Below are 13734 nucleotides of genomic sequence, written 5' to 3' on the forward strand. Positions count from 1 at the left end.
CGCTCGCCCTACGGTCACCCGGAGAGGGCGAGCGGAAGGAGGCAGCCGTGTTCACCGATCGCCGGGACGCGGGACGGCAACTCGCCGGGCAGCTGGCCGGACGGTGGCACGCACCGCTGGTGCTGGGCCTGGCCCGCGGCGGGATGCCGGTGGCGGCCGTGATCGCCGCCGAGCTCGAGGCCTCGCTGGACGTGGCCGTGGCCCGCAAGATCGGGGCGCCAGGCCAACCCGAATGGGGGATCGGCGCGGTGACCGCCGCCGGACCGCCGATCTTCGACCGGGTGAGCGTGTCCCGGCTGGGGCTGTCCGAGGACCAGCTGGCGTCCCTGTGCGAGGAGGAACGCGCCGAAGCGGCCCGCCGCGTCGAGCTCTACGCGGACGGCCGCGCGCCCGAACCCCGTGCCGGTCGCGAGGTCATCGTGGTGGACGACGGCCTGGCCACCGGTGTGACGGCCATCGCCGCCCTGCGTGCCCTCCGTGCCGAGTCACCGCGCTCGCTGACCTTCGCCGCGCCGGTGGGGGCTCCCGAAGCGGTCGAACGGGTGCGCCGCGAGGCCGACGACCTGGTCTGCCTCGTCGTGCCGTCGCGCTTCACCGCCGTCGGCCGCTGGTACGGCGATTTCGCCCAGACGAGCGACACCGAGGTCATCGGGCTGCTGGGCAACGCGCGCCAGTTCAGTTGAGCGTGACGATCGCGGTGTTCAGCGCCGTGGCGAACCTGCAGCCAGGCGGCGACCGGGGAGCGGCGGCGGAACAGCAGGATCCACGGCGACCGCGACGACGAAAACTGGTCACCGACATCGGTGTGCCCGCGCGGTTCAGCCCGGAGTTGCGGCGCGTGCGCTGGCTCGGCGGGGCGACCGGACCGGCGATCGACGCGGAGTTCGAAGGGCACAACGAGAACCCGGTGCTGGGCACTTGGCGCACGATCGCCACCGTCGTCGAGTTCGACGAACCGCGAGTCTTCGCCTGGGCGGTCGCCGATCCGGACGGCCGGTTCGGCGAGGTCACCGGCCGTCCGATGGCCACCTGGCGCTTCGGCGTCGAGCCGGGGCCCGCCGGACCTGCGCGCCGGGATGGAGCAGACCCTGCGCGGCCTCAAGTCGCTCGCCGAGGACCCGGCGAGCTGAGCCCCGGCAGCAGCTTGTCCAGGGTCACCGGCAGCTCCCGCACCCGCACCCCGGTCGCCCGGTGGACCGCGTTGACCACGGCCGCCGCCGTGCCGACGATGCCGATCTCGCCGATGCCCTTGGCGCCCATGGCGTTGACGTGCGGGTCGTGCTCGTCGAGCCATTCCGCGGTGATCTCGCCGACGTCGGCGTTGGCGGTGATGTGGTACTCGGCGAGGTCGTGGTTGACCACGTGGCCGAAGCGCGGGTCGAGCACGCTCTGCTCGTGCAGCGCCATCGACAGGCCCATGGTCATCCCGCCGACCAGCTGCGACCGGGCGGTCCGCGGGTTGATCACCCGGCCCACCGCGAACACCCCGTGCAGGCGCGGCACGCGCACCTCGCCGGTGTCGGCGTGCACCCTGGCTTCGGCGAACTGCGCGCCGAACGCGGACATCGCGAACCGTTCCTCGTCGGGGTTCTTGCTCACCGACCCCTCGGCTTCGTCGCCGTCGGCGGGCTCGGTGCCGAACTTCTCGCGGAAGGCCAGCGCGGCGTCGACCACGGCCGAACCCCAGGTGATCATGCCCGAGGATCCGCCCGCCACCGAGGCGTTCGGGTAGTCGGTGTCGCCGAGGCGCACCTCGACCTCGCCGACCGGCACGCCGAGCGCGTCGGCGGCGATCTGCGGCAGCGTGGTCCACGTGCCGGTGCCGAGGTCCGCCGCGCCGATGTCGACGGTGTAGCGCCCGCCGTGGAAGCGGATCGCGGCGGTCGACTCCGGCATCCGGTTCACCGGGTACACCGAGGCGGCGACGCCGTAGCCGACCAGCCAGTCGCCCTCACGCCGCGGGCCGCGCTCCGCCCAGCCGAACCGCTCGGCGCCGGTGCGCAGGCACTCGGCCAGGTTGCGGCTGGAGAACGGCTTTCCGGACTCGGGATCGGTGTCCGGGTCGTTGCGCAGGCGCAGCTCGATCGGGTCCATGCCGAGCGCGTCGGCCAGTTCGTCCATCGCGACCTCGGGCCCGAACATGCCGGGGCACTCACCGGGGGCACGCATCCACGAGGGCACCGGAACGTCCAATGCGGACAGCCGGTGCGCCACCCGCCGGTTCGGCGCCGCGTACATCGTCCGCGACGGCTTCCCGCTCTCCTCGGCGTACTCCTTGATCCTCGAGGTCTGCTCGGCGACGTCGAAGGCGATGGCCGAGAGCCGCCCGTCGCGATCGGCCGCCAGCCGGGCGCGCTGGATGGTCGGCGTGCGGTACCCGGTCAGCGAGAACATCTGCTGCCGCGTCAGCGCGAGCTTCACCGGACGGCCGGGCAGTGCCCTGGCGGCCATCGTGGCCAGGATGACGTTGGCGTGCGGCATGCCCTTCGAGCCGAACCCGCCGCCGACGAACGGGCAGACCACCCGGATCTGCCCGGTGTCCAGCCCGAAGACCTCGGCCACCTTGGCACGGGTCGGGTGCACGCCCTGCGTGGACTCCCACAGCGTCAGCGTGCCGTCCTCCTGCCAGAGCGCGGTCGTGGCGTGCGGCTCCATCGGGTTGTTGTGGTACATCGCGGTCCGGTAGGTCTGGTCGACCACGACGTCGGCTTCGGCGAAGGCGGTCTCGACGTCACCGGTGGTCTCGGCGTCGTAGTCGCCGTCGGCGGTGAGTTCGGTTTCGTGCTCCTGCTCGACGTAGGTGACTTCGACGAGGTCCGCGGCCTGGCGGGCGATTTCGGCGGTTTCGGCCAGCACCGCGCCGATCAGCTGCCCGCGGAAGGCGACCTCGGCCGACTGCAGCACGGCGAGTTCGGCGTCCTCTGTGGACGCGAGGCGCTCGGCGTTCGCTTCGGTGAGCACCGCGAGCACCCCGGGCAGCTTCTCCGCTTCGGCGGTGTCCAGCCACGTCACCCGGCCTCGCGCGATGTCGGCCTGCACCGGGTGGCAGTAGGCGGGCTGGTCGACCTCGGCCTCGTAGGCGTAGGTGGCCGTGCCGGTCACCTTGGCCCGGCCGTCGCGGCGGGGGAGGGACTGGCCGATCGCGCGGGCGGTCACCGGGGCTCCCCGGCGAGGTCGCGCAGGGTGGCCACCAGGGTGCGGGTCAGCAGCGGGATCTTGAACCCGTTGCCGCCGTCGATCCCGTCGACCGCGACGGCGTCGGCCAGTTCGGCTTCGGCTGCTTCCCGGTAGGTGTCCTCGTTCGCGGGCGCGTCGCGCAACACCGCTTCGGCCCGGTGCGCCCGCCACGGTTTGTGCGCCACCCCGCCGAACGCGATCCGCGAATCCCGGACGACCCCGTCCTCGACCCGGAGGGCGGCGGCGACCGAGACCAGCGCGAACGCGTACGACGCGCGATCGCGGACCTTGCGGTAGGTGGAATTCGCCGCGATTGGCGCCTCGGGCAGGTCGATCGCGGTGATCAGCTCACCGTGGCCGAGCACGGTGTCGAGCTCGGGGTGCTCGCCAGGGAGGCGGTGCAGTTCGCCGAACGGGATGCCGCGCTCCCCGGCCGTGCCGAGCACCTGGACCTCGGCGTCGAGCGCGGTCAGCGCGACCGCGAGGTCGGACGGGTGCGTGGCGATGCAGTGCGGTGAGGCACCGAGCACGGCGTGGTGGCGGGTGTAGCCGCCGAACGCCGAACAGCCGCTGCCCGGCCGGCGCTTGTTGCACGGCGTGGTGAGGTCCTGGAAGTACACGCACCTGGTGCGCTGCAACGGGTTCCCGCCGGTGGTGGCCATGTTGCGCAGCTGCCCGGAAGCCCCGGCGAGCACGGCCTCGGCGAGCACCGGGTACCGCTCGCGGACGCGGTGGTCGGCGGACAGGTCGCTGTTGCGCACCGCGGCGCCGATCCGCAGGCCGCCGTGCCGCCCGGTGATCTCCGCCGGGGTCAGCGCCGTCACGTCGACCACCAGCCCCGGCGTGGTGATGCCGAGCTTCAGGTGGTCGACCAGGTTCGTGCCACCACCGAGGAAGACCGCCGACGGATCGGCGGCCACGGTCCGCACGGCGGTGGCGGCGTCGGCGGGTGCGCGGTAGTCGAACGGTTTCATCCCCGGCCCGCCTGTTCGATCGCGGCGACGATGCCGGGGTAGGCCCCGCAGCGGCACAGGTTCCCGCTCATCCGCTCGGCGATCTCGTCGTGGTCGAGTCCGGGCCGCTCGGTGACGTCGGTGATGTTCTCGGTCGCGTGGCTCGGCCACCCCCGCGCCACCTCGTCGAGGACCCCGACCGCCGAGCAGATCTGCCCGGGCGTGCAGTACCCGCACTGGAACGCGTCGTTCTCGATGAACGCGCGCTGCATCGGGTGCAGTTCACCGTCCTCGGCCAGCCCGTCCGCCGTGGTGATCTCGTCCTCGCCGGTGGCGACGGCCAGCGTCAGGCAGCTCAGCACCCGCCTGCCGCCGACGAGCACCGTGCAGGCCCCGCACTGGCCGTGGTCGCACCCTTTCTTGGGGCTCGGGTTGCTGAGCCGGTCGCGCAGGGCGTCGAGCAGCGTGGTCCGGGTGTCGACGGGCAGCCGGTGTTCCTGCCCGTCGACCCGGAGCGTGACCTCCGCCTCCATCAGGCGGTGGCGCCCTCGTCGTGCACCTTGTGCTTGCCCTCGGCGAACTCCTCGACGATCTTCGCGCAGAAGGCGGGCAGGTCGTCGGGGTTGCGGCTGGAGACCAGGCCGTTGTCGTTGACCACTTCCTGGTCCACCACGTTCGCCCCGGCGTTGCGCAGGTCCGTGCGGATGCTCGGGTACGAGGTCAGCGTGCGGCCCTTGGCCACGCCCGCTTCGATCAGCGTGATCGGCCCGTGGCAGATGACGCCGACCGGTTTGCCCGCGGCGAAGAAGTCGCGCACGAAGCCGACCGCGGATTCGTCCATCCGCAGCTTGTCCGGGTTGATCGTGCCACCGGGCAGGATCAGCGCGTCGAACTCGGCGGCCGAGGTCTCCGACACCACGCGGTCGACGGGGAACTTGTCGGCCGGGTCGAGGTCGGAGTTCATCGCCTGGATCTCGCCGGGGGACAGGGAAACCAGGGTCACCGTGGCGCCTTCGGCTTCGACCGCCTTGCGCGGTTCGACCAGTTCGACCTGCTCGACCCCGTCGGCGGCGAGCATGGCGACAGCGCGTCCGGTCAGTGTGGAGCCCATGTTCGGCAGTCCTTTCGCGTGGGGATCTTCCGGCGGATACCACGGTGCCGGTTCGGCAAACGTGCCCGGCGACCGCGAAGCCCGTCGCCGCATTTGTCGGAAAATCCGGTTTCGCCTCGTGGGCGAACGGGTACCTACCGGCAACTCTCCCGTGAGGATCGAGACCATGGACACGACGCGCGGCGACAACCTGGGTGGCGGGCTGGTGTCCCTGGCCGCCCGCGCCGAAGAACTCACCCGCTGCCTCTACTACCGGACGGTGGACCCGCACGGCGCGCCCGTGGCAGGCGATCCCGGCGAGCTGAGCCTGCTCCTGGGCCACCTGCGGTCGCTGACCGACAACGTCGCCCGCACCCTGCCCGGCCTCGGCGGCTGGCTGGAAGACCGGGCGCTCACCGGCGAACTCGGCCCGCCGCAGGGGTTCGAGGCACTCACCCAGGCGCTGGTGGAGGTCAGCTCCGCGCTGTCGTGCGCCAGGGAGTCGGCCGCGCGGCTGGGACGGCAACTCGACATCGCCGAGAACGTCTGCCGCACGCTCGACACCGCCTGAACCCGGGCTCGACCCCGCTCAGGATGGTCGCCGGTGCCGCGCCAGCGGCCCCCATTCGGGTGAGTTCTGCTCGCTGACCAGTTGTTCGGCCTCTCGCAGCACTTCTTCGCCGATCCAGGCCACCGGCCGGTCGCAGACCACCAGCGGCTCGTTGTCCGGGCCGCGGGCCTGCTCCTGCCCGCTCAGCACCCACGGCACCACGCCGGGGCCACGCAGTTCACGCAGGTGCTCGTAGTCGTGGAGGCGGCGGGCCAGCCACAACCGCAGCGGCCGGTCACCCCACCAGGGCTCCACGCGCAGCGGGTTGGCCGACAACCCGGGCAGCTTCACCCCGGTCAGGCCGTCCCGGCTGGACTGCGCGGCACGGTCGCCCAGGTCGGTGTCCGGGCCGTGCGACCACCGGACGAACAATTCGCCCTCGGCGCGGTTGAACACCTCCGCCAATTCGTCCAAGGAGGAAACGGTCGGCATGTCTTTCACGGGGAGCGGATTACCCAGGAAGGATGGTCTCAACCACGTTTCGCGGGGTCCGGGAACCGGACACGACCGGGCGACGACCAGAATGGCGGAACCACATCGTCTCGGAAGGTGTCAGCTTGATGTCGCGCAGTAACCGCACCAGCAATCCCGTCACGGCCAAACGCGGCCTCTCGCCGAACGTCCTGGTCACCCTGGTGATCGTGGTGGTCGCGGTACTCGTGGTCGGCGGGGTGCTCCTGTTCAGCGGCGGGGACGACAACGCCGACGGTGGCACCGACCAGCCGCGTGTGGCGGCCGAGGTGCTGCGCAAGCCGGACAGCCACACGCTGACCGAGGCGCCCGACGGCAAGGTCACCCTGGTCGAGTTCCTCGACTACCAGTGCCCGGCCTGCGCGTCGTACTACAAGAACATCACCAGCAAGATCGAGCAGGACTACGCCGGGCGGATCACCTTCGTCACCCGGAACTTCCCGCTGGAGATGCACCCGCTGGCGCTGCCCGCCGCCCAGGCCGCCGAGGCCGCCTCGCTGCAGGGCAAGTACCGCGAGATGTACCACGCGCTGTACGACAACTTCCAGCAGTGGGCGATCACCGCGGACGGCCAGAACGTCAACTCCGACGAGGCCGCCGCGAAGACCGTCTTCCAGGGTTACGCCACCCAGTTCGGCCTGGACGTGGCGAAGTACCAGGCCGACCTGACCAGCCCGCAGGTGCAGGCCCGCATCGACCAGGGCCGCGCCGACGGGCAGCAGGCCGGGGTCACCAGCACGCCGACGCTGTTCGTCAACGGCCTCAAGTTCACCCCGAAGGGCGAGACCTTCGGCGCGGTCGACCAGGAACTGCGCGAGCTGATCGACAAGGAACTCGGCTGATGGAGACGCGGCGCGGGCTCGCCTGGCTCTACACCGTCGGCGGCGGCATCGGGCTGATCGCGGCCGCCGCGCTGATGCTGGAGAAGCTGGCCAAGCTCAAGAACCCGGACTATGTGCCGACGTGCTCGCTCAACCCGGTGGTCTCGTGCGGTTCGGTGATGGACAGCACGCAGGCCGCCGCGTTCGGCTTCCCGAACCCGTTGCTGGGCATCGCCGCCTTCGCCGTGGTCACCACGGCCGGGGTGGTCATGCTGGCCGGGTTCGTCCCGCCGCGCTGGTTCCGCATCGGCATGCAGGTCGGCGCGACCTTCGGCGTGCTCTTCGTGCACTGGCTCGTTTTCGCCAGCCTGTACCAGATCCACGCGCTGTGCCCGTACTGCATGGTGGTGTGGGCGGTGGTGATCCCGATCTTCTGGTACACCACGCTCGACAACCTGCGCAGCCCGAAGCTGTCGCGCTGGCACAGCGCGGTCCTCGCGGCGTGGTACGTGCTGATCGCCGCGCTCATCCTCCAGGCGTTCTGGGACTACTGGACCTCCTGAGCCGCGAGCACGGTGAGCATGCGGTCGAACAGGCCGCCGAGCAGCTCGACCTCCTCGCCGGACAACGGATCGAAGAAGAACCGCCGCACCGTGGCCACGTGCTCCGGTGCGGCGGCTTCGATGGCCTCGCGGCCGGTGGCGGTCAGCCGGATCATCGAGCCGCGGGCGTCGTCGGGGCAGTCTTCGCGGACGACCAGCCCGCGTTTTTCCATCCGGCTCACCTGGTGCGAGAGCCGGCTGCGTTCCCAGCCTGCCCGCCGGCCGAGTTCGCGGGCCCGCAGCAGGCCCTCCGGTGCCTCGGACAGCGGCGCCAGCAGCGTGTAGTCCGCTGTGGACAGTCCGGAATCCCGCACCAGCTGGCGTTCCTGCGCGGCGTGCAGTTCCCGCTGCACCGCCAGGTAGGCCTGCCAGACCTGCTGCTCGCGCTCGCTCAGCCACCGCGGTTCGCTCATCGGGCCACGGTAACACGGTTTTGTTGACGCATCATCATCTCCGGCGTAGCTTGGCGGGCATGGACTTGGGCATCTACAGCTTCGCCGACCGCCACCCGGACCCGCGCACCGGCGAGCAGGTGCCGGTCTCCCGCGCGCTGAAGAACACCGTCGAGCGCATCAAGCTGGCCGACGAGCTGGGCCTCGGTTTCTACGGGGTGGGGGAGCACCACCTGGAGAACTACGCCAGCTCGAACCCGGGCACCGTGCTCGCGGCCGCGGCGAGCGTGACCGAGCAGATCACCTTGAGCAGCGCGGTCACCGTGCTCAGCACCGAGGACCCGGTGCGGGTGTACCAGCAGTTCACCACGCTGGACCAGCTGAGCGAGGGGCGCGCGGAGCTGCTCGCCGGGCGTGGCTCGTTCACCGAGTCCTTCCCGCTCTTCGGCGCCGACCTCGGCGACTACGAGGACCTGTTCGAGGAGAAGCTCGCACTGCTGCTGCGGCTCGACCGCGAAGACCCGATCACCTGGTCCGGCCGGTTCCGGCCGCCGCTGGAGGGCGCGCGCGTGCTGCCGCGGCCGTATGACCGGCGACTGCGGATCAGCGTCGGCACCGGCGGCAACCCCGAGTCCTCGATCCGGGCGGGCCTGCTCGGCCTGCCGGTGGTCTACGCGATCATCGGCGGCCGTCCGGAGCGCTTCGCGCCGCTGGTCGACCTCTACCGCCAGGCGGGGGAGTCCGGTGGGCACACGAAGGACGAGCTGAACGTCACGATGAGCGCGATCGGGCTGATCGCCCGCGACTCGCAGGACGCCAAGGAGACCTTCTACCCGTACTGGCTCGAGACGATGAAGTACGGCGCGCGGGCTCGCGGCTGGCAGGTGCCCACCCGCGGTGAGTACGACGAGTTCGCGCGCGGGGCGCAGTCGATCTTCGCCGGCAGTCCGGACGAGGTGGCCGAGCGGCTGATCTCGGTCGGCGGGCTGGCCGGCGCCGACCGGTACGCCCTGCAGATGGACTGGGCCGGGGTGCCGCACGACCGGGTGATGACCGCGATCGAGTTGCTCGGTACCGAGGTGCTGCCCCAGGTGCGAAAAGAACTCGGCTGACGCTGCCGGTGTCGCTCCGTAACCGTCCACTGCGGACGAGTCACGTCGCTGCGTCCCGCGTTACGCACAACCGGTGATCCACCCGGGTTGTCCGCCGCCGATCTCTGGTGTTTCCGGCTCCGGCGTGGTTTGGTCGATGCCTACCTGGCCGGACCACGGAGTTGTGATGGGTGCGCACAAGAAAACATCGTTGTGGGCCGGCATGTCCCAGCTGTCCTTCGGCGGCTGGGGCGACTACCAGCAGTGGGCGGATCACGACTTCCAGCCCAAGCCGCTCGACGAGCCGGAGCCGGAGCCGTCACAGCCGGTGACGGCCGAAGCCCCGCCGACCAGACCGGTCCCGCAGGCTCCACCGCCGCAACCATCGCCGCCCCTACCGGAACCGGAGCCCGAACTGGTGGACGAACTGCCCGGCGAGGGCCACGACCAGGACTTCATCCGCGCGCGCCCGTACGTGCGCACCGGCGGCCGCACCGGCACCCGGCACGACCTGCGGGTCGAGGTGATGGTGTCGACCAAGCGCGGGGTCCAGTTCGACCGCACCCGGTTGTCCAGGGACCACCAGCTCATCTGCGACCTGTGCCGCCACCCGCTCTCGGTCGCGGAACTGGCCACCCACCTGCGCAGCCCGCTCGGCGCCGCCCGGGTGCTCATCGGTGACGCGCTCGACCTCGGCCTGCTGGAGATGCGGGCGGCCCCGCAGCTGACCGCCAACGGCCGTCCGCCGGTCGACCTGATGTACCGCGTGCTGGAGGGCCTGCACCGGCTCACCTGAGAAATCGCATGCGATTTTGCTGGATCGCATGCGATCGTGGGCGCATGCACCTGCGCGACGATCCGGCCTGGCGGCCGGACACCCGGTTCCTTTCCCACCACGAGCGCCTGACGGCCGCCGAGTGGCTCGACCGGCTGCGGTCGGCACCCGGCGTGGACGCCCGGCCCGACGTCTATGGCGAGGGGCCCGGCCTGCGTGAGCTGGAGGCGGAGGTGGCGGGCCTGCTCGGCAAGCCGGCCGGCCGGTTCGTGCTCAAGGGCGTGATGGCGCAGCAGGCGATGCTGCGCGTGTGGACCGAGCGCAGCGGCAGCCCGGTCGTCGCGCTGCACAGCCGCAGTCACGTCGAACTGGACGAGGACGGCGGGTACCAGCGGCTGCACGGCCTGGTTCCGGTGCGCCTGGGCACCTGGAGCCCGTTCACCGCCGCCGACCTGGACGCGGTGGCCGAGCGCGTGGGCGTGGTGGTGGTCGAACTGCCGATCCGGCGTGCCGGGCACAAGCTGCCGTCCTGGGACGAGCTGAGCGCCATTTCCGCGTGGTGCCGCGAGCGCGGGGTGCCGCTGCACTTCGACGGCGCCCGGCTGTGGGAGAGCACGCCGTACTACGGGCGGTCGCTGGCGGAGATCGCGGCGCTGGCGGACTCGGTGTACGTGTCGTTGTACAAGACGATCGGCGGGCTCGGCGGCTGCGTGCTCGCCGGTGAGGCCGAGCCGATCGCCAGGACGCGCCCGTGGACCACCCGGCACGGCGGCGACCTCTACACGGTCTTCCCGTACGTGCTGGCCGCACGTGCCGGGCTGCGCACGCACCTGCCGCGCATGGCCGGATACCGCGAACGCGCGCTCGGACTCGCGACCGCGCTGGCGCGGGTCCCCGGTGTGCGCATCACCCCGGAACCACCGCACACCAACGCTTTCCAGGTCTACCTGCCGGGCACGCCGCAGCGGCTCGCCGCCGCGAACCGGGCGCTGCTGGAGCGGGAAAACGTGTGGTTGTTCGCCAACTTCACCGAAACTCCGGTGCCCGGGCTGGCGATGGCCGAGGTCGGCGTGGGCAGCTCGACCGCCGCGTTCACCGACGTGGAGGCGGCGGATCTGGTCGGCGGGCTGGTCGAGGAGGCGCGGTGAACCGGGCCGATCTCGAAGAGTTGCTGCGCACCCGGATCCTGGCCGCGGAGATCGCGCCGGGGGAGCGGATCAACGAAAGCGCGCTCGCCGACGACCTCGGCGTCAGCCGGACACCGGTGCGGGAAGCGTTGCTGCGCCTGGAAGGCGGCGGACTGGTCCGGTTCGAACGGGGCCGCGGTTTCCTCGCGGCCGACCTGAGCGGGGACGAGGTCCGCGAAACCTATCCGATCATCGCGCACCTCGAAGAGTGGGCGGTGCGCGGCACGGGATCCACTTTGCGCGGGCTGGCACCGAAATTGACGGAGATCAATTCCGCTTTCGCCGCGGCCGCCGATCCCGCGGCGGCGCACGGGTTCGACGCCGAGTTCCACCGCGTGCTGGTTTCCCGGTGCGGCAACACCCGGCTCCTCGAATTGATCAACGGGCTGTGGCGGACCATCCGCCGCTACGAGCACGTCTACTTCGCCGAGGCCGCCGACCACCGCGCTTCGGTGGCGCAGCACGCGGAAATCGTCGCCGCGGTCGCCGCCGGTGACGTGGCCCGAACCGCGCGTGCGGTCGCCGAGAACACCACGGAGTCGATGCACCTCCTGCTCGCGCGGCTCTGACCACTCCCGATTGAAAGCGCTTCCCCTGATCGGCCTATTCGAAACTTTCGAATAGGCCGATCGGCGTTTGTCGCGGTTTACGAGCAGGTTGTCCGGCTGCTTGACGCGGATGGACGAGGCGGTTAGTTTTTGATCGCGATAATTTCCGATAGTTTCAGGAAGCGATCGGCAGAGTTCGTCGAGGAGGACGGCGTGACCGCACGAACCGGCCCGAGCCGCCGCCAGCGGTTCACGCGGGACCGGTTCCTGGTGTTCGCCGCGCTGCCCGGCATCACCCTGCTCGTGCTGTTCCACTACGTGCCGCTGCTCGGCAACGTGATCGCGTTCAAGGACTACCAGCCCTACCTCGGCATCCTCGAGAGCCCGTGGGTCGGCCTGACCAACTTCGACGTGGTCTTCGGCGGCGACCCGGCCTTCCTCAACGCGCTCACCAATACCCTGGTGATCACGCTGCTGCAGGTGATCGTGGTCTTCCCGGTGCCGATCGCGCTGGCGCTGCTGCTGGACAGCCTGATCTCCGAACGGCTCAAGCGGGTGGTGCAGAGCGTGCTCTACCTGCCGCACTTCCTGTCCTGGGTGATCGTGGTGGCGATCTTCCAGCAGATGCTCGGCGATTCCGGGCTGCTCAACGGTTTCCTGCGGGAGAACGACTTCACCACGGTGAACGTGATCGGCTCGCCGGAGCTGTTCAAGGCGCTGATCACCAGCCAGGTGCTGTGGAAGGACGCGGGCTGGGCCACCATCCTGTTCCTGGCCGCGCTGTCGCGGATCGACACGACGCTGTACGAGGCGTCGGCGATGGACGGCGCGAGCCGCGCCCGCCAGCTCTGGCACGTCACCCTGCCCGGCCTGCGCGGCATCATCGTGCTGCTGCTCATCCTGCGCCTCGGCGACGCGCTGACCGTCGGCTTCGAGCAGATCATCCTGCAGCAGGCCGCGGTGGGCGCCGACGCCAGCGAAGTGCTGGACACCTACGTCTACAACAACGGGATCCTGGCGGGCAGCTGGGGCGTCAGCGCGGCGGTCGGCCTGGTCAAGGGGCTGGTCGGGGTGGCGCTGGTGCTCAGCGCGAACAAGCTGGCGCACCGGTTCGGCGAGCAGGGGGTCTATCAGCGATGAGCGCGCTCGAGGGACCCTCCGTCTTCGGCAAGGCGGTCAAGGCCGTGGTGCTGACGCTGTGCTGCGCCGTGGTGGTGGTGCCGTTCGCGGGCATCGTGTCGACCAGCCTGGCCACCCGGGAGGACGTGACCAACGCCGGTGGGTTCGTGCTGATCCCGCGCTCGATCAGCTTCGACGCCTACCACGCGATCCTGTCCGGCGGCGTGGTCACCAGGGCGACGCTGGTCAGCCTGTTCGTCACCGTGGTGGGCACGCTGCTGAGCCTGACCGCGACCACGCTGCTCGCCTACGGGCTGAGCCGGCGCGGGACCCTGCTGCACCGGCCGTTCCTGCTGGTGGTGCTGATGCCGCTGCTGTTCACCCCCGGCATCATCCCGAGCTACCTGATGGTGAAGAGCCTGGGGCTGCTGGACAGCTACTGGTCGCTGATCCTTCCGGTGCTGGTGAACGTGTTCAACGTGATCGTGCTGCGCGCGTTCTTCATGGAGCTGCCCGGCGAGATCATCGACAGCGCCCGCGTGGACGGCGCCGGTGACGGGCTGATCCTCTGGCGGATCGTGCTGCCGATGAGCAAGGCGGTGCTCGCGGTCATCGCGCTGTTCTACGCGGTGGCGTACTGGAACTCGTTCTTCAGCGCGCTGCTCTACCTCAACGACACCGCCAAGTGGCCGCTGCAACTGGTGCTGCGGACCTATGTGGTCAACCAGTCCCAGCTCGGGGTGGACCAGCTCGGTTCGGGGGCGGACCTGCCGCCCGCCGAAGCCGTGCAGATGGCCATCCTGGTGCTCTCGATCATCCCCGTCCTGCTGGTCTATCCGTTCGTGCAGCGCCATTTCACCAAGGGGGTGCTGATCGGCGCGGTGAAGGGCTGAACCCA

Annotated in this window: 17 protein-coding genes; 10 read left to right on the plus strand and 7 right to left on the minus strand. The window is 70.7% G+C overall.

The window, feature by feature from the left end; translation table 11 throughout:
- Positions 1–47: 47 nt before the first annotated feature.
- A complete protein-coding gene (locus tag L3Q67_RS29530; RefSeq protein WP_499184698.1) occupies positions 48–683 on the plus strand; it encodes a phosphoribosyltransferase in 636 nt (211 codons plus the stop codon).
- Here L3Q67_RS29530 and L3Q67_RS29535 read toward each other — a convergent pair.
- The 5 genes from L3Q67_RS29535 to L3Q67_RS29555 form a co-directional block, all read right to left on the minus strand.
- Positions 676–1029, minus strand: a complete 354-nt coding sequence (locus L3Q67_RS29535) for a hypothetical protein (protein ID WP_499184699.1) — start codon at positions 1027–1029, stop codon at positions 676–678. The two genes, L3Q67_RS29530 and L3Q67_RS29535, sit on opposite strands and share 8 nt — an antisense overlap.
- 69 nt (positions 1030–1098) lie before the next feature.
- On the minus strand, positions 1099–3156 hold the full coding sequence (locus tag L3Q67_RS29540) for a xanthine dehydrogenase family protein molybdopterin-binding subunit (protein ID WP_499184700.1): 2058 nt from the start codon (positions 3154–3156) through the stop codon (positions 1099–1101).
- Positions 3153–4151, minus strand: a complete 999-nt coding sequence (locus tag L3Q67_RS29545; RefSeq protein WP_499184701.1) for an FAD binding domain-containing protein — start codon at positions 4149–4151, stop codon at positions 3153–3155. Before L3Q67_RS29545 ends, L3Q67_RS29540 begins: the two co-directional genes overlap by 4 nt.
- The gene (locus tag L3Q67_RS29550; protein WP_499184702.1) at positions 4148–4663 is read right to left on the minus strand and encodes a CoxS/CutS family dehydrogenase iron-sulfur subunit; all 516 of its coding nucleotides are present in this window, start codon (positions 4661–4663) and stop codon (positions 4148–4150) included. Before L3Q67_RS29550 ends, L3Q67_RS29545 begins: the two co-directional genes overlap by 4 nt.
- Positions 4663–5241: a type 1 glutamine amidotransferase domain-containing protein gene (locus L3Q67_RS29555; RefSeq protein ID WP_499184703.1), complete on the minus strand. Its 579-nt coding sequence runs from the start codon at positions 5239–5241 to the stop codon at positions 4663–4665. Before L3Q67_RS29555 ends, L3Q67_RS29550 begins: the two co-directional genes overlap by 1 nt.
- A gap of 166 nt (positions 5242–5407) precedes the next feature.
- Here L3Q67_RS29555 and L3Q67_RS29560 point away from each other — a divergent pair, with 166 nt between their 5' ends.
- Entirely contained in the window at positions 5408–5791 is a 384-nt protein-coding gene (locus L3Q67_RS29560) for a hypothetical protein (RefSeq protein WP_499184704.1), read from the plus strand.
- Positions 5792–5809: 18 nt separating this feature from the next.
- On the opposite strand, the gene L3Q67_RS29565 is transcribed toward L3Q67_RS29560, so the two are convergent.
- Entirely contained in the window at positions 5810–6244 is a 435-nt protein-coding gene (locus tag L3Q67_RS29565) for a DUF6098 family protein (protein WP_499184705.1), read from the minus strand.
- Positions 6245–6390: 146 nt separating this feature from the next.
- On the opposite strand from L3Q67_RS29565, the gene L3Q67_RS29570 reads away from it, so the two are divergent.
- Positions 6391–7143: a DsbA family protein gene (locus L3Q67_RS29570; RefSeq protein ID WP_499184706.1), complete on the plus strand. Its 753-nt coding sequence runs from the start codon at positions 6391–6393 to the stop codon at positions 7141–7143.
- Positions 7143–7685 (plus strand): vitamin K epoxide reductase family protein, encoded by a 543-nt coding sequence (locus L3Q67_RS29575; protein WP_499184707.1) that lies wholly within the window; start codon positions 7143–7145, stop codon positions 7683–7685. The genes L3Q67_RS29570 and L3Q67_RS29575 overlap by 1 nt, the downstream gene beginning before the upstream one ends.
- Here L3Q67_RS29575 and L3Q67_RS29580 read toward each other — a convergent pair.
- Positions 7670–8137: a MarR family winged helix-turn-helix transcriptional regulator gene (locus tag L3Q67_RS29580; protein WP_499184708.1), complete on the minus strand. Its 468-nt coding sequence runs from the start codon at positions 8135–8137 to the stop codon at positions 7670–7672. The two genes, L3Q67_RS29575 and L3Q67_RS29580, sit on opposite strands and share 16 nt — an antisense overlap.
- Before the next feature lie 59 nt (positions 8138–8196).
- Here L3Q67_RS29580 and L3Q67_RS29585 point away from each other — a divergent pair, with 59 nt between their 5' ends.
- From L3Q67_RS29585 to L3Q67_RS29610, 6 genes are all read left to right on the plus strand, one after another.
- Positions 8197–9228, plus strand: coding sequence for an LLM class oxidoreductase (locus L3Q67_RS29585; RefSeq protein ID WP_499184709.1), 1032 nt, complete (start codon positions 8197–8199; stop codon positions 9226–9228).
- Between the two features lie 166 nt (positions 9229–9394).
- Positions 9395–10003, plus strand: a complete 609-nt coding sequence (locus tag L3Q67_RS29590; protein ID WP_499184710.1) for a helix-turn-helix domain-containing protein — start codon at positions 9395–9397, stop codon at positions 10001–10003.
- A 44-nt stretch (positions 10004–10047) separates the two neighbouring features.
- Positions 10048–11130, plus strand: a complete 1083-nt coding sequence (locus tag L3Q67_RS29595; RefSeq protein ID WP_499184711.1) for a threonine aldolase family protein — start codon at positions 10048–10050, stop codon at positions 11128–11130.
- Positions 11127–11738 carry a GntR family transcriptional regulator gene (locus tag L3Q67_RS29600; protein WP_499184712.1) on the plus strand — a complete coding sequence of 204 codons (612 nt, stop codon included), beginning with the start codon at positions 11127–11129 and terminating at the stop codon, positions 11736–11738. The genes L3Q67_RS29595 and L3Q67_RS29600 overlap by 4 nt, the downstream gene beginning before the upstream one ends.
- A gap of 192 nt (positions 11739–11930) precedes the next feature.
- Positions 11931–12857 (plus strand): ABC transporter permease, encoded by a 927-nt coding sequence (locus L3Q67_RS29605; RefSeq protein ID WP_209667756.1) that lies wholly within the window; start codon positions 11931–11933, stop codon positions 12855–12857.
- Positions 12854–13729 carry a carbohydrate ABC transporter permease gene (locus tag L3Q67_RS29610; RefSeq protein WP_499184713.1) on the plus strand — a complete coding sequence of 292 codons (876 nt, stop codon included), beginning with the start codon at positions 12854–12856 and terminating at the stop codon, positions 13727–13729. The genes L3Q67_RS29605 and L3Q67_RS29610 overlap by 4 nt, the downstream gene beginning before the upstream one ends.
- Positions 13730–13734: the final 5 nt, after the last annotated feature.

Origin of the sequence: Saccharothrix sp. AJ9571 (assembly GCF_021725495.1) — a bacterium.
Lineage (GTDB): Bacteria > Actinomycetota > Actinomycetes > Mycobacteriales > Pseudonocardiaceae > Amycolatopsis > Amycolatopsis magusensis.

What these genes read in the sequence shown, in the direction of transcription:
- L3Q67_RS29545 (WP_499184701.1), bottom strand. Translation starts at nt 4,151, where the DNA reads ATGAAACCGTTCGACTACCGCGCACCCGCCGACGCCGCCACCGCCGTG.
- L3Q67_RS29550 (WP_499184702.1), bottom strand. Translation starts at nt 4,663, where the DNA reads ATGGAGGCGGAGGTCACGCTCCGGGTCGACGGGCAGGAACACCGGCTG.
- L3Q67_RS29555 (WP_499184703.1), bottom strand. Translation starts at nt 5,241, where the DNA reads ATGGGCTCCACACTGACCGGACGCGCTGTCGCCATGCTCGCCGCCGAC.
- L3Q67_RS29560 (WP_499184704.1), top strand. Translation starts at nt 5,408, where the DNA reads ATGGACACGACGCGCGGCGACAACCTGGGTGGCGGGCTGGTGTCCCTG.
- L3Q67_RS29570 (WP_499184706.1), top strand. Translation starts at nt 6,391, where the DNA reads ATGTCGCGCAGTAACCGCACCAGCAATCCCGTCACGGCCAAACGCGGC.
- L3Q67_RS29575 (WP_499184707.1), top strand. Translation starts at nt 7,143, where the DNA reads ATGGAGACGCGGCGCGGGCTCGCCTGGCTCTACACCGTCGGCGGCGGC.
- L3Q67_RS29580 (WP_499184708.1), bottom strand. Translation starts at nt 8,137, where the DNA reads ATGAGCGAACCGCGGTGGCTGAGCGAGCGCGAGCAGCAGGTCTGGCAG.
- L3Q67_RS29585 (WP_499184709.1), top strand. Translation starts at nt 8,197, where the DNA reads ATGGACTTGGGCATCTACAGCTTCGCCGACCGCCACCCGGACCCGCGC.
- L3Q67_RS29590 (WP_499184710.1), top strand. Translation starts at nt 9,395, where the DNA reads ATGGGTGCGCACAAGAAAACATCGTTGTGGGCCGGCATGTCCCAGCTG.
- L3Q67_RS29595 (WP_499184711.1), top strand. Translation starts at nt 10,048, where the DNA reads ATGCACCTGCGCGACGATCCGGCCTGGCGGCCGGACACCCGGTTCCTT.
- L3Q67_RS29610 (WP_499184713.1), top strand. Translation starts at nt 12,854, where the DNA reads ATGAGCGCGCTCGAGGGACCCTCCGTCTTCGGCAAGGCGGTCAAGGCC.